Here is a 22,212-nt window from a genome sequence, read left to right on the forward strand (position 1 = left end):
GCACTCCTTAACGATCTTTCGGGTCGAGGGCATCACGCAGGCCATCGCCGATAAAGTTAAAACAGAACAGAGTGACAACCAGGAAACCTGCCGGGAATAGCAGCAACCAGGGTGAAACTTCCATTGAGTTCGCGCCGTCGCTCAACAGCGCGCCCCAACTGCTCAACGGCTCCTGCGTGCCCAGCCCAAGGAAACTCAGGAAGGACTCAAACAGGATCATGCTTGGCACCAGCAGCGAGGCGTAGACCACCACCACCCCCAGCACGTTCGGCACGATATGGCGCAGGACGATGCTGCGGGTCGAGACCCCGCACACCAGCGCCGCCTCAATGAACTCCTTACGCTTCAGGCTGAGGGTCTGGCCACGCACGATACGTGCCATATCCAGCCACGAAACCATGCCGATGGCCACGAAGATCAGCAGGATATTCTGGCCAAAGAAGGTCACCAGCAGGATGACGAAAAACATGAACGGGAAGGAGTTAAGGATCTCCAGCAGGCGCATCATCGCCGAGTCGGTTTTGCCGCCGAGGTAGCCCGACAGCGAGCCATACAGGGTCCCCACTACCACCGCCACCAGCGCCGCCGCGACCCCCACCATCAGGGAGATGCGGCCGCCAATCGCCACTCGCACCAGCAGGTCGCGGCCAGAGGAGTCGGTGCCGAAGTAGTGGCCTGACGCCATGTCCGGCGCGGCGGACATCATGTTCCAGTCGGTATCTTCATAGGTAAACTGCGCCAGCATCGGCGCCAACGTCACGAACAGGGCAATCAGGCACAGCACCACCAGACTGGTGACGGCCGCGCGGTTGTGCATAAAGCGGCGGCGGGCATCCTGCCACAGGCTGCGCCCCTCGACATCCAGCTTCTCGCTGAACTGCTCCAGAGCCTCGCTGTTTCTTTTACTGACAATCATACAGGTGCTCCAGCATCAATAACGGATTTTGGGATCGATCACGGCATAGAGCACGTCAACGATCGCGTTGAACAGGATGGTCAGGCCGCCAACCAGAATGGTCAGGCTCAGCACCAGCGAGTAGTCACGGTTCAGGGCACCATTGACAAACAGCTGGCCAATGCCCGGCAGGCCATAGATGGTCTCGATCACCATTGAACCGGTGATGATGCCGACAAACGCTGGCCCCATATAGGAGATCACCGGCAGCATCGCGGGCTTCAGCGCATGGCGCAGGATGATGCGGCGCAGCGGTAACCCCTTGGCCCGCGCGGTGCGGATGAAGTTGGAGTGCAGCACCTCAATCATCGAGCCACGGGTGATGCGTGCAATGCTGGCAATGTAGGCCAGCGAGAGTGCCACCATCGGCAAGATAACGAACTTGGGCGCACCGCCGTTCCAGCCACCACCCGGCAGCCACTTCAGCGTGATGGCAAAGACCAGCACCAGCAGCGGCGCGACCACGAAGCTCGGGATCACCACCCCGGTCATCGCGAAGCCCATCACCGTATAGTCCCACTTGGTGTTCTGGTTGAGCGCGGCAATCACGCCGGCACTCACGCCCAGCACCATCGCCATCAGGAAGGCGGCCAGCCCCAGCTTGGCCGAGACCGGGAAGGAGGCGGCGACCAGATCGTTGACCGTATAGTCCTTATATTTGAACGACGGGCCAAAATCCCCTTTCGCCAGCTGCTCCAGGTAGTTGAAATATTGTTTATACATCGGATCATTGAGGTGGTATTTCGCCTCAATGTTCGCCATGACCTCGGGCGGAAGATTACGCTCGCCGGTAAAAGGGCTGCCAGGCGCAAGACGCATCATAAAGAACGAGATGGTAATCAGGATAAACAGCGTCGGAATGGCTTCCAGACAGCGGCGGAAAATAAACTTTAACATTGCCCGTACCTCGAAGCCGCAAATGCGGCTCTATCACAACAGCTCACAGTGTCTTTTCATTATCGTGGCAGGCAGGGGGCTTCCCCCCTGCCCTGATGGCATCAGTGCTTGATAATGTAGAGATCTTTGGAATAGACCGAGTCCTGCGGGTCCTTGCCGGTGTAACCCCCGACGTAAGGTTTCACCAGACGCGCGTTCACGTAGTAGTAGGCCGGTACAATCGCCGAGTCCTTGTCCAGTTGCGCTTCGGCTTTCTGGTAGAGATCGGCACGCTCGCTGTCGGTTTTCACCGTCACGGTATCGGCGATCAGCTTGTCAAAGGCCGGGCTCTTATAGTGGGCGGTGTTGTTGCTGCTGTCTGAGAGCATGGTGTTCAGGAACGAGGTCGGTTCGTTGTAGTCCGAGCACCAACCGGCGCGCGCCACGTCAAAGGTGCCCTGATGGCGGGTATCCAGGAAGGTTTTCCACTCCTGGTTCTCCAGCTTCACGTTTACGCCCAGGTTTTTCTTCCAGATGGAGGCCACGGCAATCGCCAGCTTCTTGTGCAGGTCAGAGGTGTTGTAGAGCAGGTCGAAGGTCAGCGGCTTGCCGGGACCATAGCCCGCTTCGGTCAGCAATTTTTTCGCCTCTTCGTTACGCTTCTCCTGCGTCCAGCCGAACCACTCCGGCGCGGTCAGCTTGCCCTCAGCGCCATCGGTGTACGGCGGGGTAAAGCCATAGGCTGGCAGGTCGCCCTGATTTTTCACCTTGTTGACGATGATGTCACGATCGAGGCCCAGCTTGAGCGCGGTACGCACACGCACGTCGTTGAATGGGGCCTTCTGGTTGTTGATCTCGTAGTAGTAGGTACAGAGGTAGGGGTCAACGTGCACCTCTTGCGGGATCTCTTTTTTCAGCTTCTGGAACAGCTCAATCGGCATATTGTTGTAAGTCATGTCGATCTCGCCGCTGCGGTAGCGGTTGACGTCGGTCACTTCCGAGGAGATCGGCAGGTAGGTCACCTGATTAAGGGTGGTGTGGGCGTTGTCCCAGTACTGCGGGTTGCGCTCCAGCACGATGCGCTCATTGACCGTCCAGTTTTTCAGCTTATAGGCGCCGTTGCTGACGTAGTTCTGCGGCTGCGTCCACTTCTCACCAAACTGTTCAACCACCTTCTTGTTGACCGGTTTCATGGAGGTGTGCGCCAGCATCTTCACCAGATAGGGCACCGGCTCCGTCAGGGTCACTTGCAGGGTGTGGTCATCCAGCGCCTTCACGCCCAAGGTGTCCGGGCTTTTTTTGCCGGTGATGATGTCATCAATGTTCTCGAAGTGGCCATATTGCAGGTAGCTCTCATAGGGCGAGGCGGTCTGCGGATCGGCCAGACGCTGCCAGCTGAACACGAAGTCGCTGGCGGTCACCGGGTCGCCGTTTGACCATTTGGCGTCTTTGCGCAGGTGGAATGTCCACACTTTAAAGTCTTGGTTATCCCAGCTCTCCGCCACGCCCGGCAGGATGCTGCCATCTTTTGGCGAGGTGTTGACCAGCCCTTCCAGCAGATCGCGGATGACGTTGGACTCCGGCACCCCTTCCACTTTATGTGGGTCAAGGGATTGCACTTCCGAGCCGTTGTTGCGCACTAGCTCCTGTTTGTCTGCCAACTGGACGCCCGCCGGAACTTCGGCTGCGACGGCGGCACCGGCCGTCAGGAGGCCGGAAGCCATCAGGATGGCCGCAGCCAGGCGTGTTTTTTTCGTGATGTTGGTCATGCTGTTTTGAACTCCCATTTTTATTATGAACTCACCGCTGAACGGCAAGATTGTTCCGCGAACGGAGTGTTGCGGCCCTCCTGCCGGAACGACGGCAGAACGGCGGATCTCTGTGCACCCTCACCTCTCTATAGCAGGTAATTCTGCTGATTAATGGGGCTGCCTCACATTGTCAGGGTTTGGTGCGGTAGTAGTTTTTCAGGTCAGTCAGATCCTGCGGATCCTGGCCGGTAAAGCCGCCCACCGTGGGTTTTACCAGCCGCGCACTGACCCGGTAATAGACCGGGATCAGCGCCGAATCCTGATCTAGCTGGGCCTCGGCCTGCTGGTAAAGAGCGCGGCGCGCGGCCTCATCCGGGGCGGCCAGCGTCTGCGCCATCAGGCGGTCAAAGGCCGCGCTGCGATAAAACAGGGTGTTGTTGCTGCTGGTCGAGACCGCCATGTTGAGGAAGGTGGACGGCTCATTGTAGTCGGCGCACCAGGTGGCGCGGGCAATGTCAAAGTTGCCCTGACGGCGCGTCTCCAGCATGGTTTTCCACTCCTGATTTTGCAGCGTGACCTGCGCGCCCAAATTTTTCGTCCACATGGAGGCGGCGGCGATCGCCTGCTGCTTGTTCTGGTCGGAAGTGTTGTAGAGCAGCGCGACCTTCAACGGATGGGCCGCATTGAAGCCTGCCTGCGCCAGCAGCTTGCGCCCCTCGGCGTAGCGCTGCTGCGGGCTCCAGGCGGCCCAGGCGGGGGCGGCAAAGTCCGCGCCAGCGGTATAGGGGGGCGTCAGGCCATAGGCCGGGATCTGCCCCTGCCCCATGATTTTGTCAGTGATGATCTGCCGGTCCAGTCCCAGCTTCAGCGCTGTCCTGACCCGCACATCATTCAGCGGCGGGCGCTGGTTGTTCAGCTCATAGTAGAAGGTGCAGAGCAGCGGGTTGATGTGCAGCTGATCGCCCAACTCCCGCTTTACCATGGGGAACAGCGTCGGCGGGATGGCACTGTTGGTGATGTCCGTATCGCCACTGCGATAGCGGTTAATGTCGCTCACTTCCGAGGAGATGGGCAGGAAAGTGGCCTGCTCAAGCACCGTGTGGGCGTTGTCCCAATAGGTGGGGCTGCGCACCAGATCAATGCGCTCGTTGACCACCCACCCCTTCAGGCGGTAGGCACCGTTACCGACATAGTGCTCCGGCTGCGTCCAGCGATCGCCAAATTTCTCTATCACCGACTGCTTGACGGGCTTCAGCGCGGTATTGGCCAGCAGCGTAACAAAATAGGGGACGGGTTCTGTCAGCGTGACCTGAAGGGTATGGTCATCCAGCGCCTTGACGCCCAGGGTGTCAGGCGTTTTTTTGCCTGCCAAAATGTCATCAATATTGGCAACCTTGCCAAATTGCAGGTAGCTGGCATAGGGCGAGGCGGTTTTTGGATCAACCAGACGCTGCCAACTATAGACAAAATCCTTGGCGGTGACCGGGGAACCATCACTCCATTGGCTATTTTGACGAAGATGGAACGTCCAGACCCGGTAACCGTTATTTTCCCAACTTTCTGCTACGCCGGGACGGAGTGCACCCTTGGCATCCGTCTCAACCAGCCCTTCCAGAAGATTTAGGATAATATTGGATTCCGGAACGCCCTCAATTTTATGCGGGTCCAGGGAGGAGACTTCAGAGCCGTTGTTAATCACGATGCTCTGCTCTTCTGCCAAGGCAGCACTGGCAGGAACATCGGCGGCAAACAGGCTTTGCGCGGTAAAACAGCTGGACAATGCCATGAAACATGCGAAACGTGCGGGTGTCACTTTTAATGATCCTACTGCCACTCTCCCCTCCCCATTGCATTCATCTACAGATAAGTAAGCATTAACAAGCAATTTCCAAGCCTGCTTTTTGACATGGCCGACTGAGTTCCCGCGACAGGGCGGTTTTGGAAATTAACAGAAGCAAAAAACGGGTGCCAATATATTTTACGGAAATGTTAAGCATTTCTCTTTTATAAGCTTGCCACTTTGGAAGAAACAGGCTTGCATCACTTGGCTCAATAAAATTGGCAGTAATATCAGCCAGTTAATTGATTCACAATTTACGTTAGCCCTGAAAAGTGGCGCTGTAACAAATTATTCAAAAACAAAGCGTTAACTTATGTCGCCGTCAAAGAATAAATCGCTATGCAGCTGCTGTTTAACACTAATAACATCTTGTCACACGTCCGACAAGTCCTTCAGAAAGATGTGATTAAATTAACATCATAGGTAAGTAGCGGGGAGAGACAGGGCAAGAGTAAAGCGGGGAAAATGTTTGAAAACAGTGAAGTGAACCGTTTTAGCACAACGACATCAATTTTATGCCACATTTTAGTGCGACTGCCGTTTAACACTGCGGATTCTGCACCAAATAATAGCATTTAATCTGGCGCGAATTATCTGATGCGCCCGACCGGGCGCATCAAAACAAGAGGAAACGACATTACAGCAGGCCGGGGAAAATGGTTTTGATACCGTTCACAATAAATTCAATGCCCAACGCCATCAGCAGCAGCCCCATGATGCGGGTAACGACGTTGATGCCCGTCTGGCCCAGCAGCCTAACCACTAGCGGCGCGGCGCGGAACAGCAGCCAGCAGCAGAAGGAGAAGAGCGCGATCGCCAGTGTCAGCCCCAGCAAATTTTGCCAGCTGTGGTAACGCGAACTCCAGACGATGGTGGAGCTGATGGCACCCGGCCCGGCCATCAGCGGCAGGGCCAGAGGCACCACACCAACGCTTTCACGAATGGCGCTCTCGGACTTCTCCTGCTTGTTCTGCTTATCTTCCCCCAGCTTGCCGCTGATCATCGACATGGCGATGGTGACCACCAGAATGCCACCCGCAATGCGGAACGAGTCAATCGAAATGCCGAACAGCCGCAAAATGGCGTCACCCAAAAACAGGGAGGTACAGAGGATAATGGCCACGGAGAGATTGGCGGTCAGGTTAGTTCTGTCTCTACCTGCGGCAGCCTGATAGCTGGTCATGCTGATAAATACCGGCAGGATGCCAATGGGGTTGACCAAGGCAAAAAGGCCGATAAAAAATTTAATGTATCCTGAGAAATCTAACAGTGTCTGGCTCATGCAGAGCTCCGCTAACAGGGCCATAGGGATGAAGTTTTGGAAGGCGCTAATGTAATAGAATCACCACCGGTAATCCATCAACTTTCCTAGCATTTAATATTGATGTTAACCTACATCAAGAAATAATTAACCAAGTTTGCGTGCCTATATATTTTTACAGTTGCTTCGCGATTAAAAATAAAAGCCGGCTCTTATGTTTGAGAAAATTTATCGTTTAATTCCCCGCTGAAAGGTGTCAGCTTGGAGATTTTTTGATCTAAATCAAAAAGAGCCACCCAGCAGGGGCGTAAAATCTTCACATACCCAACAACGGCAGGCCACTCGCTCTTGTCACACCAGGTTGCCACAGGCGCCGGCCCACTACACAGCCGCACTCTGACAAGCTCTTTCAGTAAATAAGCAATATTGCAGCCCCCCGATGGAACGGGATCCCAGGCCCAGCCGGCTAGGGTCGTGAGAGCTATACTTGCTGCGCTGACAGCTCATTTACTAAAAGAGTTTAACCTTATCAGGAGAGCATTATGGCTGTAACCAATGTCGCTGAATTGAACGCGCTCGTCGCCCGTGTCAAAGAAGCCCAGCGCGAGTATGCCAACTTTACTCAAGAGCAAGTCGACAAAATCTTCCGTGCCGCTGCCCTTGCGGCCGCTGATGCCCGCATCCCCCTGGCGAAGATGGCCGTTGCTGAGTCCGGCATGGGTATTGTGGAAGACAAAGTCATCAAAAACCACTTTGCCTCTGAATATATCTACAATGCTTACAAAGATGAAAAAACCTGTGGCGTTCTGTCAGAAGATGACACTTTCGGCACCATCACCATCGCAGAACCCATTGGCCTGATTTGTGGGATTGTCCCCACCACCAACCCCACCTCCACCGCTATCTTTAAGGCGCTGATTAGCCTAAAAACCCGTAACGGCATCATCTTCTCCCCACACCCACGCGCCAAAAACGCCACCAACAAAGCAGCCGACATCGTGCTGCAAGCGGCCATCGCGGCTGGCGCGCCTAAAGACATCATTGGCTGGATTGACGAGCCATCTGTTGAACTCTCCAACCAGCTGATGCACCACCCTGACCTGAACCTGATTCTGGCGACCGGTGGCCCAGGCATGGTGAAGGCGGCCTACAGCTCGGGTAAACCGGCTATCGGCGTGGGTGCCGGTAACACGCCAGTTGTTGTGGATGAGAGCGCTGACATCAAACGTGTGGTGGCCTCCATCCTGATGTCCAAGACCTTCGATAATGGCGTTATCTGTGCCTCCGAACAGTCAGTGATTGTGGTTGACGCCGTTTATGAAGCGGTGCGTGAGCGCTTTGCCACCCACGGCGGCTACCTGCTGCGCGGTCAGGAGCTGAAGGCAGTGCAGGATATTATCCTGAAAAATGGCGGCCTGAACGCGGCCATCGTTGGCCAGCCCGCGGCTAAAATCGCCGAAATGGCCGGCATCAAAGTGCCAGCGTCTACCAAAGTGCTGATTGGCGAAGTCTCTCTGGTGGATGAGTCTGAGCCGTTCGCCCATGAGAAGCTCTCCCCGACTCTGGCGATGTACCGGGCCAGCAACTTTGAAGACGCGGTCGTCAAAGCGGAGAAACTGGTGGCGATGGGCGGTATCGGCCACACCTCCTGCCTCTACACCGATCAGGACAACCAGCCAGAGCGCGTGAAGTACTTCGGCGACAAGATGAAGACCGCGCGTATCCTGATCAACACCCCGGCCTCCCAAGGGGGGATTGGTGACCTGTATAACTTCAAGCTGGCGCCTTCCCTAACACTGGGCTGCGGCTCCTGGGGCGGTAACTCCATCTCTGAAAACGTGGGTCCCAAACACCTGATCAACAAGAAAACGGTCGCGAAACGGGCAGAAAACATGCTGTGGCACAAACTTCCGAAATCCATCTATTTCCGTCGCGGTTCACTGCCGATTGCCCTGGAAGAAGTGGCGACCGATGGTGCCAAACGCGCCTTCATCGTGACCGACCGTTTCCTGTTCAACAACGGCTATGCCGACCAGGTGACCAGCGTGCTGAAAGGCCACGGCATTGAGACTGAAGTCTTCTTTGAAGTGGAAGCTGACCCGACCCTGAGTATCGTGCGCAAGGGCGCAGAGCTGATGAACTCGTTCAAACCGGACGTTATCATCGCGCTGGGTGGCGGTTCACCGATGGATGCGGCGAAGATCATGTGGGTAATGTATGAACACCCGGAAACCCACTTCGAGGAGCTGGCGCTGCGCTTTATGGACATCCGTAAACGCATCTACAAGTTCCCAAAAATGGGCGTGAAGGCGAAGATGGTTGCCATCACTACCACCTCTGGCACCGGCTCTGAAGTGACGCCGTTCGCCGTAGTGACGGATGATGCCACCGGCCAGAAATATCCGCTGGCAGACTATGCCCTGACCCCGGATATGGCGATTGTGGATGCCAACCTGGTGATGAACATGCCGAAATCTCTGTGCGCCTTTGGCGGCCTGGATGCGGTCACCCATGCGCTGGAAGCCTACGTCTCCGTGCTGGCGAATGAGTACTCAGACGGCCAGGCGCTGCAAGCGCTGAAACTGTTGAAAGAGAACCTGCCGCAGAGCTACCGCGATGGCGCGAAAAACCCGGTTGCCCGTGAGCGTGTGCACAACGCCGCCACCATCGCCGGTATCGCGTTTGCCAACGCCTTCCTTGGGGTGTGTCACTCCATCGCCCACAAACTGGGTTCTGAGTTCCACATTCCGCACGGTCTGGCGAACGCCATGCTGATCGCCAACGTCATTCGCTACAACGCCAATGACAACCCGACCAAGCAGACTGCGTTCAGCCAGTATGACCGTCCGCAAGCACGCCGTCGCTACGCAGAGATCGCTGACCATCTCGGCTTGAGCGCACCGGGCGACCGTACCGCGCAGAAGATCGAGAAGCTGCTTAACTGGCTGGATGAGATGAAGACCGAGCTGGGCATCCCAACCTCCATCCGTGAGGCGGGCGTGCAGGAAGCGGACTTCTTGGCGAAAGTGGATAAACTCTCTGAAGATGCCTTTGATGACCAGTGTACGGGTGCCAACCCGCGTTATCCGCTGATCTCTGAGCTGAAACAGATTCTGCTGGATACCTACTACGGCCGTAAATTTACCGAAGAGGAGCGCGGCGAAGAGGCAAAAGAGCCAGCGCTGGTCTCTGCAGGTAAAGCGGACAAGAAAGCCAAGAAATAAGCGCCAGCCTTGCGAGGCGCAACGCTAATAAAAAACCCGCCCACTGGGCGGGTTTTTTTATCGCTGCTAAAGAATTTACTATGGCGCGTCCTGAGACGGCTCGGCGCTGGCCAGCGCATCCTTATAGTGTCTACGGCACACTGACACGTAACGCTCATTGCCGCCAATCACCACCTGCTCGCCCGCCTGCATGGGTCGGCCATTCTGGTCGAGACGTAATACCCGGTTGGCTTTGCGGCCACAGTGGCAGATGGTTTTTAACTCCACCAGCTTATCCGCCCAGGCCAGCAAATATTGGCTGCCGATGAAAAGTTCACCCAAGAAATCAGTACGCAAGCCATAACACAATACCGGAATATCCAGGTCATCAACCACATTACACAATTGGTTAACCTGCTCTTTGGTAAGAAATTGGCTCTCATCCAGTAACACGCAATGTACGGGCTGCTGCACATGCTCCTGGTTAATCATCGCCAATAGATTGGTCTCTGCATTATAGAGTTGCGCTTGCGAAGATAGCCCAATACGTGAACTGACTTTGCCGACGCCAAAGCGCTGGTCAATTTCAGCAGTGAATACCAATGTCCGCATCCCTCGCTCCTGATAGTTATAGGAGGATTGCAGCAACGCCGTCGATTTACCGGCATTCATTGCGGAATAATAGAAATAGAGTTGAGCCATACGCCCTTGCGCTCCCTAACTGGCTTAGCAAAAAAATTGCCGCGAGTGTAGCACAGCCTCCCTGAGAGATCAGTGGCGATCGCCATTGCCCCTGTGGCAGCAGTAGCGTGAAGTAAATTACCACAGGCCCGCCCCTTTACACTTTTCTTACAAAATAGCGCCACGGCCCTGATGTGGTCAGCGATAAATGGCGTGAAATATATTTTGTTATAGTAAGCCATTTAGCGGTTGCCGATTCCTGGCAGGCTTTCTGCACTCTCTTTTGCTGTGCAATTCCCCGATGTTTACAGGCTCTTTTTTATAAAAATTTAATAATTTCACGAGTAAGAGTACCAGAAGTAACTATTGCCAGTTGCAGAAGTTAAGTCCGCCCTCTATTATTACGCCGAATACCCCATATCATAATTAGAGAGTAGGACAATGAGTGAATCCTTAAAAATTTTAAACAACATCCGTACTCTGCGGGCGCAGGCAAGAGAGTGTTCTCTTGAAACGCTGGAAGAGATGCTGGAAAAACTGGATGTTGTTGTTACCGAACGCCGGGAAGAAGAACAACATGCAGCGGCGGAAAATGAAGAGCGTTCCCGCAAATTGCAGCAATACCGCGAAATGTTAATTGCCGACGGTATTGATCCGAATGAGCTGATGCAAACCATGGCGGCATTGAAGCCTGCTGCGGGTAAAACCAAGCGTGCAGCCCGTCCGGCTAAATATCAGTATCAGGATGAGAACGGTGAAATGCGCACCTGGACCGGCCAGGGCCGTACTCCAGCGGTGATTAAAAAGGCAATGGATGAAGAAGGCAAATCATTGGATGATTTCCTGCTATAACGTTTTTTCTCGCTCTTTTTAAAATACTCCCGCTTGGGAGTATTTTTTTATACATTTTACTTACAAAATATAAACAAATAAGAGATAAAAAAAAGAGCGCCGAAGCGCCCTTTTTTGTTTGCCGATTGTTATTGCTGGTAAAATTCCCGATACCACGCAACAAACCGATTAATTCCCTCGTTAACACTGGTCTGCGGTTTGAAGCCAATTGCCTCATAGAGCGCCTGCGTATCCGCGCTAGTCTCCAGCACGTCACCCGGCTGCATTGGCAACAGGTTCTTCTTCGCCTCCATCCCCAGCGCCGCTTCCAACGCCTCGATATACTCCATCAACTTCACGGGTTGGCTATTGCCGATGTTGTAGACGCGATAAGGGGCAGAACTGGTCGCCGCCGACCCCTGCTCTACCGTCCAATTCGCATCTGTCTGGGGGATCACATCCTGCAACCGCACAATCGCTTCCGCGATGTCGTCGATGTAGGTGAAGTCACGGCGCATCTGGCCGTGGTTATAGACGTCGATCGCCTCACCGGCCAGCATGGCACGGGTGAACTTGAACAACGCCATATCCGGGCGGCCCCACGGGCCATACACGGTGAAGAAGCGCAGGCCGGTGGTGGGCAAGCCATAGAGATGCGAATAAGTATGGGACATCAGCTCATTCGCTTTCTTGGTGGCTGCATAGAGGGAGACCGGATGATCGACAGAATCATCGGTCGAGAAAGGCATTTTCTGGTTCAGGCCGTAGACCGAACTGGAGGAGGCGTAGAGCAGGTGCTCAACCTTATGGTGCCGGCACCCTTCCAGAATGTTCAGGTGCCCCACCAAATTGGCCTCGGCATAGGCATGGGGATTCTCGAGCGAGTAGCGCACCCCTGCCTGCGCAGCCAGGTGAATCACCCGCTGGAAGCGATGGGTAGCGAACAGATCCGCCATGCCCTGCCGATCGGCCAGGTCGCACTTGATAAACGTGAAACCTGGCTGCTCCAGTCTGGCCAGGCGCGCCAGCTTTAAATTAACGTCATAATAATCATTCAAATTATCGATCCCGACCACCTGATGGCCGGCGGCGAGCAACCGCTCGCTGACGTGATAACCAATAAAACCGGCGGCGCCTGTTACCAGAAATTTCATACCTACCTCTTAATCATGCACTTGCACCGAGGCGCCACGGCCGATGCCGTAGTAGGTGAAACCACGCTTGGCCAGACGCTCCGGATCGTAAAGGTTACGCCCATCAAAGATGATCGGCTGCTTCAGCGACGACTTGATCACATCAAAGTCAGGAGCGCGGAAGTTTTTCCATTCGGTACAAATTACCAGTGCATCAGCGCCTTGCAAAGCAGCTTCTTTGGTGCCCATCAATTTCAGTGCGTCAGTGTGGCCATAGATGCGCTGGGTTTCGTCCATCGCTTCCGGGTCGAACGCCTGAATTTTCGCGCCAGCGGCCCACAGGGTTTCCATCAGCACACGGCTGGAGGCTTCACGCATGTCATCCGTGTTCGGCTTGAAGGAGAGGCCCCACAGCGCGAAGGTTTTGCCTTCCAGGTTCTCGCCAAACTCACGTTTGATGAACTGGGTCAGCTTGTATTTCTGCTGGTAGTTGACCTGCTCTACCGCCTGCAGCAGTTTCGGCTGGTAGCCAATCTGCTCGGAGGTGCGGATCAGCGCCTGCACATCTTTCGGGAAGCAGGAGCCACCGTAGCCGCAGCCCGGATAGATGAAGTGATAGCCAATACGGGAGTCAGAACCGATGCCCTGACGCACTTTCTCAATGTCCGCGCCCAGGATCTCCGCCAGGTTGGCGATCTCGTTCATGAAGCTGATTTTGGTCGCCAGCATACAGTTGGCGGCATATTTGGTCAGCTCGGCACTGCGCACATCCATCATGATCATGCGATCGTGGTTGCGGTTGAACGGCTCGTACAGCTCGCGGATCGGCTCGATGACGTCCGGGTTGTCAGTACCGATAACGATACGTTCCGGGCGCATACAGTCTGCCACCGCCGCACCCTCTTTGAGGAACTCCGGGTTGGAGACCACGTCAAAGGCATACTCTTCGCCACGCTGGCGCAGGGTTTCTGCCATGACGGCACGCACTTTGTCCGCGGTGCCGACCGGCACAGTGGACTTGTCGATCACCACTTTGCGATCGGTCATGTGCTGGGCGATGGTACGCGCCACGGCCGTGACATACTTCAGGTCAGCGGAGCCATCTTCGTCTGGCGGGGTGCCGACGGCGATGAATTGCATGATGCCATGCGCCACGCCTTGGGCGGCGTCAGTGGTAAAGGTCAGGCGGCCCGCTTCATAGTTCTGTTGAACCAGCGGGGTCAGGCCCGGCTCATAAATGGGGATAATGCCCTTTTTCAGGTTCTCGACCTTGCGCTCATCCACATCTACACACAGGACATCGTGACCAACTTCAGCTAGGACGGCGGCTTGCACCAGGCCGACATAACCAATACCAAAAACTGTTACTTTCATAGGAAAATCCTAGTTTTTAAAATTGAAAAAAAAGAGGTATCAGGCGTGCTTGGCGGCCTGGGCTTCGTCCTGCTTGACGAACTCGGCCACCCACTCACTGAATGCTTTGCCCAAACCCTGGTGACGCATACCGTACTCGACGAACGCCTGCATGTAGCCCAGTTTGTTGCCACAGTCGTGGCTCACGCCCTGCAGGTGGAACGCTTCAACCGTCTCTTTGTCCATCAGCGTGGCGATGGCATCAGTCAGTTGAATTTCGTCCCCTGCGCCGGGTTGGGTCTTGGCCAGCAGAGGCCAGATTTCGGCGGAGAGCACATAACGGCCCACGACCGCCAGGTTAGAAGGTGCGGCATCCACTGCCGGTTTCTCAACCATGCCGACCATCGCGACGCTCTCACCGGCCGCCAGCGGCTGGCCCTGGCAGTCTGCCACGCCGTAGCTGGAGACCTCTTGCTCCGGCACCGGCTCAACCAGAATCTGGCTGTGGCCGCTCTCATCAAAGCGGGCCAGCATGGCGGCTAGGTTCTCTTTGCGCAGGTCAGCGCTGTACTCGTCCAGGATCACGTCCGGCAGCACCACGGCCACCGGCTCATCACCCACCAGCGGCTGAGCGCACAGGATAGCGTGGCCCAAGCCCTTCGCTTCGCCCTGGCGAATCTGCATGATGGTGACATGTTTCGGACAGATGGCCTGAACCTCTTCCAGCAGCTGGCGCTTGACGCGTTTTTCCAGCATCGCTTCCAGCTCAAAGCTGGTATCGAAATGGTTCTCAATGGAGTTTTTAGAGGAGTGGGTCACCAGGATAATCTCCTGGATGCCTGCGGCGATGCACTCATTGACCACATACTGGATCAGCGGTTTGTCTACCAGCGGCAGCATCTCTTTAGGAATCGCTTTTGTAGCAGGCAGCATTCGCGTCCCAAGCCCCGCCACAGGTATCACAGCCTTTTTTACTTTTCTATTTGGTGCAGACATTGACTATCTCTCTCTTGCCTCGTTCATTTAATGAACATTAGCGGGTTCACCCTAAATTAGCGGATTTGAGTATACCACCTTCATTCGGGCGCGCTTATTTCATCGTGAGGTTTGAGAAAAATTAAGAAAATTACCTAATAAGGAGGATCCGCATTATATTGAATAGGGTTAATTAATGAATAAAACCGGATGAAAAACCGCTGACCCCAGATTAATCTGAAGTCAGCATCAGGCGCAGACGCCCACCCGCGCCCCATACCTGGCACTGCCAAGCGGTACAACGCTGGGAAATTTGGTTCGAGTAGGTCGCGCCCAGTGTACCGAGTGGTACGCCATTACTGAGCTGAATCTGATTTTCACCCGTATTGACCGTGGCATGTAGACCTGCGGAGACTAATATTAAATTTTTATGTTCCGCATGATAATAACCCAGCAGCAGTGGGAATTGCCCCTCCAGGTGTGCCTGTTTTAATAGCTGATTCACCTGTTTTAAAATAGTGGACATTTGCGGCAAGCGCTGGCGTTGATTGGTTAAATGGTCACGCAGCAGCCCGTTGAATATGGCACGCAGCAATAATGCCGCCAATACCCCATTCTCCCCCGCTCGGGTGACATCCAGACAATAGAATGCCAGATCGTTGGGCGAGAGCGCGGCAATATCCAGCACCAGTCCTGGGTGCTCCGCCATAGTCAGCTGGCGATAGTTGATGCGGCAACGCGCCAACACCTGTTGCACCGGCGGTTGCAACTGCTTGAGCAGCTTGGCAGCTTGGGTTGGATCCTGGCACAGGGCCGACCAATCCTGAATCAGGTCGTTCCCCTCCATTGCCTGCGAGGTAAACATGTTGGGATAGAGCGACGCCAGCAACGCCTCGCGCAGCCGGTTGAGGTCGGTAAGCGGTTTCAGCAACACATCTTCCACCCCCAGACGCAACACTCTGGCGACATCGCTCATGTTGTCCGTCGCGGAGATCACCAGTACCGGGATCTTGTTGCCTTGCAGGCGCAGGTTCTCAACAAACTCGATGCCATCCATCTCAGGCATGGCCAAATCGCACAGGATCAGGTCAGGGACGATCTCCTCTACCGCAGATAATGCTTCCAGTCCATTCTCCGCCTCACTGGTGGTGGCCCCCAGTGTTTTTAGGTAGCCGACAAGCATTGAGCGAAAAACGGCTTGGTCTTCCACTATCAAGATATGTTTGCTTGTTAACGGTTTATCCATCTGGCCCCCTCACTGACTCCTCTCTAATAGTGGCCTAAAAAACGTTTTTTTTCCTGTCGGATGTAAAACCGGTGCACCAAACTGGTGAACCTGCCCCCGACATCCGGGCGCGTTAGCCCCGGTAAACGGGTGGCGCAAAGGTTAACCGGCGCACTCTTGACCACAATATATCGCTCGCGATCGTACCCAATGTTCCTGCCAAGGTAAACGCTTGCATACATCTGCCAGCAGACAAAAGCGCATAGCCCCCTCTCCCACATTGTCAGCCGGCAAGATTGTTAGGTAACATAGTCTCCCTGCCAGATTCAAGTGCGCTAATGCACCAACCAGTTGTTAAATCAGGAGTCATTGTGTCCGAGACTTGCCCTTGCGGAAGCGGTTCAGCTTACGCCCTGTGCTGCCAGCCCTACCATACGGGTGCCAAGCCAGCCCCGACCCCGGTGGCCCTGATGCGCTCACGCTATACTGCCTATGTGCTGGGCGATGTGGAGTATCTGCTGGCCAGTTGGCACCCGGCGTGCCAGGCGCAGCAGTGGCGCGACAGTCTGGTGCAGAGCGCGGCAGAGACGTGCTGGCTGGGGCTGCATATCCTGGAGGAGGCGCCCGGCGCGCAGCCTGACGAGGGGTATGGCGCAAAGGTTAACCGGCGCACTCTTGACCACAATATATCGCTCGCGATCGTACCCAATGTTCCTGCCAAGGTAAACGCTTGCATACATCTGCCAGCAGACAAAAGCGCATAGCCCCCCTCTCCCACATTGTCAGCCGGCAAGATTGTTAGGTAACATAGTCTCCCTGCCAGATTCAAGTGCGCTAATGCACCAACCAGTTGTTAAATCAGGAGTCATTGTGTCCGAGACTTGCCCTTGCGGAAGCGGTTCAGCTTACGCCCTGTGCTGCCAGCCCTACCATACGGGTGCCAAGCCAGCCCCGACCCCGGTGGCCCTGATGCGCTCACGCTATACTGCCTATGTGCTGGGCGATGTGGAGTATCTGCTGGCCAGTTGGCACCCGGCGTGCCAGGCGCAGCAGTGGCGCGACAGTCTGGTGCAGAGCGCGGCAGAGACGTGCTGGCTGGGGCTGCATATCCTGGAGGAGGCGCCCGGCGCGCAGCCTGACGAGGGGTATGTGGAGTTTGCCGCCCGTTTCAGCGACGGCCCGGAGGCCCCGGTACAGCTGCTGCATGAGCGTTCACGCTTTCTTCGCGTAAATGAACGCTGGTACTATAGAGACGGAGTCCACCTGCAGAGCGGCCGTAATGACGCCTGCCCTTGCGGGTCGGGCAAAAAATATAAAAAGTGTTGCGGACGATAATCCAGAACATTCCGATCGTTCAGCAGCGCCCACAACATCGCAAACGCAACAGGATTAACCCCCGATGTCACATCAGCACGTACAACGCAAAATTTTGCGCACCATCTGCCCGGACGCCAAGGGCCTGATCGCCAAGATCACCAACATCTGTTACAAGCATGAGCTGAATATTGTGCAGAACAATGAGTATGTTGATCACCGCACCGGCCGTTTCTTTATGCGTACCGAGCTGGAGGGAATTTTCAACGATCACACCCTGCTGGCCGATCTGGACAGCGCCCTGCCGGCCGGTTCCGTCCGTGAGCTGCACAGCGCTGGCCGCCGCCGTATTGTGGTGCTGGTGACCAAAGAAGCGCACTGTCTGGGCGATCTGTTGATGAAGAGCGCCTACGGCGGGCTGGATGTGGAGATTGCCGCGGTTATCGGTAACCATGACACGCTGCAAACTCTGGTAGAGCGTTTTGACATTCCTTTCCATCTGGTGAGCCATGAGGGACTGACACGCGAGCAGCATGATACTCAGCTGGTTGCGCAGATTGACCAGTACCAGCCGGACTACGTGGTGTTGGCGAAGTACATGCGCGTCCTGACGCCGGAGTTCGTGCGCCACTACCCGAATCAGGTGATCAACATCCACCACTCCTTCCTGCCGGCCTTTATCGGCGCACGCCCGTACCATCAGGCTTATGAGCGTGGCGTGAAGATCATTGGTGCCACGGCGCACTATGTGAATGATAATTTGGATGAAGGCCCGATCATCATGCAGGATGTGATTCACGTCGATCACACCTACACGGCAGATGACATGATGCGCGCTGGCCGTGACGTCGAGAAAAACGTTCTGAGTCGTGCCCTGTTTAAGGTGCTGGCGCAGCGCGTCTTTGTCTACGGCAACCGCACGGTCATCCTCTAATGGCCGTACTGGGCGTTGAAAAAGCTGAAGAATGCAGCGCCTGGGGCAAAAAACCGACAAACGATTCATTTTCTTCATTTTAAGGCTTTACAGGGGCGGTTCATTTGATATGATGCGCCCCGCTTACCGCGACAGAGCAGTAAGCAAGGCCAGTGGTGGGGTTCCCGAGCGGCCAAAGGGAGCAGACTGTAAATCTGCCGTCACAGACTTCGAAGGTTCGAATCCTTCCCCCACCACCACTTTCGATATCAGCGATGATATCAACACCTGATGCAGCGTGACATTTAACGCCGTGCCGGGGAAGGGTGAGAACCTTCGCAAGGTTCGAGCGAGCGAAAGCGAGCAACGTTGCGCAGCAACGGCCCGAAGGGTGAGGAACGAAGTGACGAATAATCCTTCCCCCACCACCACTTTCGATATCAGCGATGATATCAACACTCAGAGCCGCCAATAGCCAGGCAGTTTTGAGGAGGGAGAAATCCTTCATACAATTCGCAAATCCACGAATTTCGTGGTGGGGTTCCCGAGCGGCCAAAGGGAGCAGACTGTAAATCTGCCGTCACAGACTTCGAAGGTTCGAATCCTTCCCCCACCACCATCCTTTCATGTTGTACCAAACACCTTGTTTATCTCCCAGCGTCATAGAACTTCCCAATGGGGAAGGACGAGAACCTTCGACTAAGGTTCGAGCGAGCAGCGCGAGCAACGTTGCGCAGCAACGGCCCGCAGGGCGAGCCGCGTAGCGGCGAGTTATCCTTCCCCCACCACTATCCTTTCTGAAATCGCCTTACTCTTGTTTAAACACTGATGCTTCCTGTGTCTTCCCAACGGGGAAGGACGAGAACCTTCGACTAAGGTTCGAGCGAGCAGCGCGAGCCGCGTAGCGGCGAGTTATCCTTCCCCCACCACCCTCCTTTCATGTTGTACCAAACGCCTTGTTTACCTCCCAGCGTCATAGAACTTCCCAATGGGGAAGGACGAGAACCTTCGACCAAGGTTCGAGCGAGCAACATTGCGCAGCAACGGCCCGCAGGGCGAGCCGCATAGCGGCGAGTTATCCTTCCCCCACCACCCTCCTTTCATGTTGTACCAAACGTCTTTACTTTTTCGCTTTATAGAACTTCCTGACAGACGGTTACCTTCGCCTGTAAACCCCCTGCCCGTTGGACAGGGAGAAACTCAGTTGCGGGTGGTGCCTTTGGTCAGCGCACCTTTGACCTGGCCAATCAGGTCGCGGCGGAAGTCGCCGAGGCGGGGTTTATCATCCTCCAGCCACGGCAGCGGGCGGCACAGTTCCATCGCCTTGATGCCGAGCCGGGCAGTCAGCAGCCCGGCACCGATGCCCTGCGCCGCACGGGCGGAGAGCCGGGCGGCCAGATCCTGCGACAACCAATCCACCCCCACCTCGCGCACCAGCTCCGATGCGCCAGCAAAGGCGATGTTTAGCAGCACCAGCCGGAACAGCCGCAGTCGGCTGAAGTAGCCCAGCTCAATGCCATACAGTTGCGCGATGCGGTTGACCAGCCGCAGGTTGCGCCAGGCGATAAAGGCCATGTCCACCAGCGCCAGCGGGCTGACGGCGATCATCAACGCCGACTCAGCGGCGGAGTGGCTGATCTCGCGGCGTGCCTGCTGATCGAGCACTGGCTGCACCAGCTGCGCGTAAAGCGCCACCACCTCGCGGTCGCTCTGCGTCTCATGCAACGAGGCTTGCCAGCGCTGGAGCGCCGGGTGGCCGCGGTCAATACCGGCCTGCTGTGCCAGATTTTCGCAGAACGCCCGCCCCTGCCCCAACGCGTGGCTGTGCAACAGGTCACGGGCGGTGTCGCGCATCTCCGCACGTTGCCGCAGGCGGTAGAGGCGTCGCCACTCGGTGATCAGCGACCCTGCCCCGGCCACCACCACTAGCCCACCGGCCACGCAGCCGCCCAGCGCAATCCACTCCTGCTGCACCCACGCCTGATGCGCCCACTGCACCCCCTGAGCCACCACGCTGACGCCAAAGATCCCCAGCCCCAGCGTCACCATGCGCCGCCACAGGCTGCGGCGTGGCTTCAGCGCCTGCGCCACCGCCGCTTCGGCTTCGCCCTCCGCCACCGGCTCCTCAGCGTGGGCTGGCAGGAAGTGCTCCGCCTCCTCACCGCTGAAGGCCTGTGCCGCACGCAGCGGCGGCGGCTCCGGGTGCGCCAGCGGCGCCTCAAAGTTGATGCGTGGTTTCAGCGGCTCGTTCATCGCAATCTATCTCCCAATAAAAACTCCATCACCGCATCCAGCCGGATGTGCGGCAGCGGCGTATCGACGCCTATCGCCTGCGGCCGGAACTGCTCAAAGTGGAACCCCTGCCGCTGCCAGAAATCCGGGTCAGGCAGCCGGGCTGGCACCTCGCCGGGGAACAGGGTGAGCGGCGCGCCATCGGCCAGCCGGTGGCCCTTCAGCGCCGGTACAGGCTGGCCCTGATAGTCAATCATGCCCGCCTGCGTCGCCTGCACCGAGGCCAGCCCAACGCAGTCCATGCTAATCCCCTCGAAAGCGGCATTCTGCCATGCCTCCTGCACCAGTTGCTGCAATAGCGACACCAGATTGGCATGTTGGTCGCCTGTGATGTGATCGGCCTTGGTGGCAGCGAACATCAGCTTGTCGATGCAGGGGGCGAACAGCCGGCGGTAGAGCGTGCGTTTGCCATAGTGGAAACTCTGCATCAGCTGGGTCAGCGCCAGCCGCATGTCATTGAACGCCTGCGGCCCACTGTTGAGGGGTTGCAGGCAGTCCACCAGCACAATCTGCCGATCGAAGCGGACAAAGTGCTCCTTATAGAAGCCTTTGACGACGTGCTGGCAGTAGTAGTGGAAACGCTCACGCAACATGCCGATGTTGGTCTGCTTGCCAGCCTGCGCCAGCCGTGCCTCGCCCAGCGCATTGATCTCTGGCCAAGGGAAAAACTGCAACGCTGGCGCGCCGGCCAGTTCACCCGGCAACACAAAGCGCCCCGGCTGGATGAAGTGCAGCCCCTCCTCCTTGCAACGGATCAGGTAATCGCTGTAGGCCTGAGCGATGGCCGCCAGCAGGTTCTCGTCGGCCGGGGCCAGCGGATCGCAACGACGGCACAGCTCCAGCCAGGGTTTGGCCCACTCGGCGCGTTGCCCCTGCAACAGGCCGCCCATCTGCCGCGACCACTCCAGATAGGAGTGATCCAGCATCGGCAGGTCGAGCAGCCACTCGCCGGGATAGTCGACAATCTCCAGATAGAGGGTGGCGGTCTCTTTGAAGTGGCGCAGCAGCGACTCCTGCGAGCGGAAGCGCAGCGCCAGCCGCATCTCGCTGACGCCGCGGGTTGGCGCTGGCCAGGTGGGCGGCGCGCCATAGAGCGAGGCCAGCCCTTCATCATAACGGAAACGGGGAATGCCGAGATCGCGCTGGGGCACGCGTTTGACGCCCAGCAGGCGATCCTCCCGGGCGGCGGCGAACAGCGGCAGGCGGGCGCCGCTGTGCAGGTGGAGCAGTTGGTTGACGAAGGCGGTAATAAAGGCGGTCTTGCCGCTGCGGCTCAAGCCAGTGACGGCCAGCCGCAGATGCCGATCCATGCCGCGGTTGACCAAAGACGTTAACTCATTTTGTAATCGTTTCATTCGGCTCCTTGGTGAAACGGCCCAGCAGCGCGGTCAGTCCACGCTTCAACAACGGTTCCAGCACCAGCGCCAGAACAAAACGCAACGGGCGGCTGCCCACCACGCCCAGAATGCGCGTCGCCACACCCGCCGGGCCATAACTGATCGCCATCATAAACAGAAAGCGCAGTACTTTTTTCAGTATATGGCTTTTCGCCGGTGCAGCAGAAGCATAGCGTGTCACGATGGCAACTCCTTGGAAAATCAGACTACGG

At 56.4% G+C, this 22,212-nt stretch carries 18 protein-coding genes, 2 tRNA genes and 4 other RNA genes; 11 read left to right on the forward strand and 13 right to left on the reverse strand.

Translation table 11 applies throughout. From position 1 onward, the window contains the following. Positions 1-7 precede the first annotated feature (7 nt). From oppC to ACK3SD_RS09550, 5 genes are all read right to left on the reverse strand, one after another. A complete protein-coding gene (oppC, locus tag ACK3SD_RS09530; protein ID WP_137763340.1) occupies positions 8-916 on the reverse strand; it encodes an oligopeptide ABC transporter permease OppC in 909 nt (302 codons plus the stop codon). 15 nt (positions 917-931) lie between these two features. Continuing rightward, positions 932-1,852 (reverse strand): oligopeptide ABC transporter permease OppB, encoded by a 921-nt coding sequence (gene oppB / locus ACK3SD_RS09535; protein WP_137763341.1) that lies wholly within the window; start codon positions 1,850-1,852, stop codon positions 932-934. Between the two features lie 101 nt (positions 1,853-1,953). Beyond that, positions 1,954-3,600, reverse strand: coding sequence for an oligopeptide ABC transporter substrate-binding protein OppA (gene oppA / locus ACK3SD_RS09540; RefSeq protein WP_481125325.1), 1,647 nt, complete (start codon positions 3,598-3,600; stop codon positions 1,954-1,956). A 172-nt stretch (positions 3,601-3,772) separates the two neighbouring features. Beyond that, the gene (locus ACK3SD_RS09545) at positions 3,773-5,368 is read right to left on the reverse strand and encodes an ABC transporter substrate-binding protein (RefSeq protein WP_481125326.1); all 1,596 of its coding nucleotides are present in this window, start codon (positions 5,366-5,368) and stop codon (positions 3,773-3,775) included. A 691-nt stretch (positions 5,369-6,059) separates the two neighbouring features. Then, on the reverse strand, positions 6,060-6,704 hold the full coding sequence (locus ACK3SD_RS09550) for a YchE family NAAT transporter (RefSeq protein WP_137763344.1): 645 nt from the start codon (positions 6,702-6,704) through the stop codon (positions 6,060-6,062). A gap of 521 nt (positions 6,705-7,225) precedes the next feature. Between ACK3SD_RS09550 and adhE the strand changes: the two genes are divergently transcribed. Beyond that, a complete protein-coding gene (gene adhE, locus ACK3SD_RS09555; RefSeq protein ID WP_481125327.1) occupies positions 7,226-9,907 on the forward strand; it encodes a bifunctional acetaldehyde-CoA/alcohol dehydrogenase in 2,682 nt (893 codons plus the stop codon). Between the two features lie 78 nt (positions 9,908-9,985). Here the strand turns inward: adhE and ACK3SD_RS09560 are convergent, their stop codons facing one another. Beyond that, positions 9,986-10,588: a thymidine kinase gene (locus tag ACK3SD_RS09560; RefSeq protein ID WP_481125328.1), complete on the reverse strand. Its 603-nt coding sequence runs from the start codon at positions 10,586-10,588 to the stop codon at positions 9,986-9,988. A gap of 420 nt (positions 10,589-11,008) precedes the next feature. On the opposite strand from ACK3SD_RS09560, the gene hns reads away from it, so the two are divergent. Beyond that, positions 11,009-11,419 (forward strand): histone-like nucleoid-structuring protein H-NS, encoded by a 411-nt coding sequence (gene hns, locus ACK3SD_RS09565; protein ID WP_137763347.1) that lies wholly within the window; start codon positions 11,009-11,011, stop codon positions 11,417-11,419. 128 nt (positions 11,420-11,547) lie between these two features. On the opposite strand, the gene ACK3SD_RS09570 is transcribed toward hns, so the two are convergent. The 4 genes from ACK3SD_RS09570 to rssB form a co-directional block, all read right to left on the reverse strand. Continuing rightward, on the reverse strand, positions 11,548-12,552 hold the full coding sequence (locus ACK3SD_RS09570) for an NAD-dependent epimerase (RefSeq protein WP_481125329.1): 1,005 nt from the start codon (positions 12,550-12,552) through the stop codon (positions 11,548-11,550). A 9-nt stretch (positions 12,553-12,561) separates the two neighbouring features. Beyond that, a complete protein-coding gene (locus tag ACK3SD_RS09575) occupies positions 12,562-13,905 on the reverse strand; it encodes a UDP-glucose dehydrogenase family protein (RefSeq protein WP_481125330.1) in 1,344 nt (447 codons plus the stop codon). A 39-nt stretch (positions 13,906-13,944) separates the two neighbouring features. After that, entirely contained in the window at positions 13,945-14,880 is a 936-nt protein-coding gene (galU, locus tag ACK3SD_RS09580) for a UTP--glucose-1-phosphate uridylyltransferase GalU (protein WP_137763350.1), read from the reverse strand. 211 nt (positions 14,881-15,091) lie between these two features. After that, entirely contained in the window at positions 15,092-16,105 is a 1,014-nt protein-coding gene (gene rssB / locus ACK3SD_RS09585; RefSeq protein ID WP_481125331.1) for a two-component system response regulator RssB, read from the reverse strand. Between the two features lie 350 nt (positions 16,106-16,455). Between rssB and ACK3SD_RS09590 the strand changes: the two genes are divergently transcribed. The 9 genes from ACK3SD_RS09590 to ACK3SD_RS09630 all read left to right on the forward strand — a co-directional run bounded on the left by ACK3SD_RS09590 (position 16,456) and on the right by ACK3SD_RS09630 (position 19,406). After that, on the forward strand, positions 16,456-16,848 hold the full coding sequence (locus ACK3SD_RS09590) for a YchJ family metal-binding protein (protein WP_481125332.1): 393 nt from the start codon (positions 16,456-16,458) through the stop codon (positions 16,846-16,848). 106 nt (positions 16,849-16,954) lie between these two features. Next, positions 16,955-17,419 (forward strand): YchJ family protein, encoded by a 465-nt coding sequence (locus ACK3SD_RS09595; RefSeq protein ID WP_481125333.1) that lies wholly within the window; start codon positions 16,955-16,957, stop codon positions 17,417-17,419. A 64-nt stretch (positions 17,420-17,483) separates the two neighbouring features. Then, positions 17,484-18,332: a formyltetrahydrofolate deformylase gene (gene purU, locus ACK3SD_RS09600; protein ID WP_137763353.1), complete on the forward strand. Its 849-nt coding sequence runs from the start codon at positions 17,484-17,486 to the stop codon at positions 18,330-18,332. 154 nt (positions 18,333-18,486) lie between these two features. Next, positions 18,487-18,571 (forward strand) — tRNA-Tyr (locus ACK3SD_RS09605). 45 nt (positions 18,572-18,616) lie between these two features. Beyond that, a non-coding RNA gene (locus ACK3SD_RS09610) (RtT sRNA) lies at positions 18,617-18,742 on the forward strand. 103 nt (positions 18,743-18,845) lie between these two features. Continuing rightward, a tRNA-Tyr gene (locus tag ACK3SD_RS09615) sits at positions 18,846-18,930 on the forward strand. 45 nt (positions 18,931-18,975) lie between these two features. Next, positions 18,976-19,102, forward strand: a non-coding RNA gene (locus ACK3SD_RS09620) — RtT sRNA. Between the two features lie 46 nt (positions 19,103-19,148). Next, positions 19,149-19,243, forward strand: a non-coding RNA gene (locus ACK3SD_RS09625) — RtT sRNA. Positions 19,244-19,288: 45 nt separating this feature from the next. Beyond that, a non-coding RNA gene (locus ACK3SD_RS09630) (RtT sRNA) lies at positions 19,289-19,406 on the forward strand. 105 nt (positions 19,407-19,511) lie between these two features. On the opposite strand, the gene ACK3SD_RS09635 is transcribed toward ACK3SD_RS09630, so the two are convergent. The 3 genes from ACK3SD_RS09635 to ACK3SD_RS09645 are packed head-to-tail and all read right to left on the reverse strand — an operon-like array spanning position 19,512 to position 22,181. Next, a complete protein-coding gene (locus tag ACK3SD_RS09635; protein WP_481125334.1) occupies positions 19,512-20,564 on the reverse strand; it encodes a TIGR01620 family protein in 1,053 nt (350 codons plus the stop codon). Continuing rightward, complete coding sequence (locus ACK3SD_RS09640) at positions 20,561-21,958, reverse strand: YcjX family GTP-binding protein (RefSeq protein WP_481125335.1); 1,398 nt, start codon at positions 21,956-21,958, stop codon at positions 20,561-20,563. The genes ACK3SD_RS09635 and ACK3SD_RS09640 overlap by 4 nt, the downstream gene beginning before the upstream one ends. Beyond that, positions 21,939-22,181 carry a phage shock protein PspD gene (locus ACK3SD_RS09645; protein WP_240775679.1) on the reverse strand — a complete coding sequence of 81 codons (243 nt, stop codon included), beginning with the start codon at positions 22,179-22,181 and terminating at the stop codon, positions 21,939-21,941. The genes ACK3SD_RS09640 and ACK3SD_RS09645 overlap by 20 nt, the downstream gene beginning before the upstream one ends. Positions 22,182-22,212 lie beyond the last annotated feature (31 nt).

It is taken from the genome of Chimaeribacter sp. YP20170169 (assembly GCF_056739715.1).

What these genes read in the sequence shown, in the direction of transcription:
- oppC (WP_137763340.1), bottom strand. Translation starts at nt 916, where the DNA reads ATGATTGTCAGTAAAAGAAACAGCGAGGCTCTGGAGCAGTTCAGCGAG.
- oppB (WP_137763341.1), bottom strand. Translation starts at nt 1,852, where the DNA reads ATGTTAAAGTTTATTTTCCGCCGCTGTCTGGAAGCCATTCCGACGCTG.
- oppA (WP_481125325.1), bottom strand. Translation starts at nt 3,600, where the DNA reads ATGACCAACATCACGAAAAAAACACGCCTGGCTGCGGCCATCCTGATG.
- ACK3SD_RS09545 (WP_481125326.1), bottom strand. Translation starts at nt 5,368, where the DNA reads ATGGCATTGTCCAGCTGTTTTACCGCGCAAAGCCTGTTTGCCGCCGAT.
- ACK3SD_RS09550 (WP_137763344.1), bottom strand. Translation starts at nt 6,704, where the DNA reads ATGAGCCAGACACTGTTAGATTTCTCAGGATACATTAAATTTTTTATC.
- adhE (WP_481125327.1), top strand. Translation starts at nt 7,226, where the DNA reads ATGGCTGTAACCAATGTCGCTGAATTGAACGCGCTCGTCGCCCGTGTC.
- ACK3SD_RS09560 (WP_481125328.1), bottom strand. Translation starts at nt 10,588, where the DNA reads ATGGCTCAACTCTATTTCTATTATTCCGCAATGAATGCCGGTAAATCG.
- hns (WP_137763347.1), top strand. Translation starts at nt 11,009, where the DNA reads ATGAGTGAATCCTTAAAAATTTTAAACAACATCCGTACTCTGCGGGCG.
- ACK3SD_RS09570 (WP_481125329.1), bottom strand. Translation starts at nt 12,552, where the DNA reads ATGAAATTTCTGGTAACAGGCGCCGCCGGTTTTATTGGTTATCACGTC.
- ACK3SD_RS09575 (WP_481125330.1), bottom strand. Translation starts at nt 13,905, where the DNA reads ATGAAAGTAACAGTTTTTGGTATTGGTTATGTCGGCCTGGTGCAAGCC.
- galU (WP_137763350.1), bottom strand. Translation starts at nt 14,880, where the DNA reads ATGTCTGCACCAAATAGAAAAGTAAAAAAGGCTGTGATACCTGTGGCG.
- rssB (WP_481125331.1), bottom strand. Translation starts at nt 16,105, where the DNA reads ATGGATAAACCGTTAACAAGCAAACATATCTTGATAGTGGAAGACCAA.
- purU (WP_137763353.1), top strand. Translation starts at nt 17,484, where the DNA reads ATGTCACATCAGCACGTACAACGCAAAATTTTGCGCACCATCTGCCCG.
- ACK3SD_RS09635 (WP_481125334.1), bottom strand. Translation starts at nt 20,564, where the DNA reads ATGAACGAGCCGCTGAAACCACGCATCAACTTTGAGGCGCCGCTGGCG.
- ACK3SD_RS09640 (WP_481125335.1), bottom strand. Translation starts at nt 21,958, where the DNA reads ATGAAACGATTACAAAATGAGTTAACGTCTTTGGTCAACCGCGGCATG.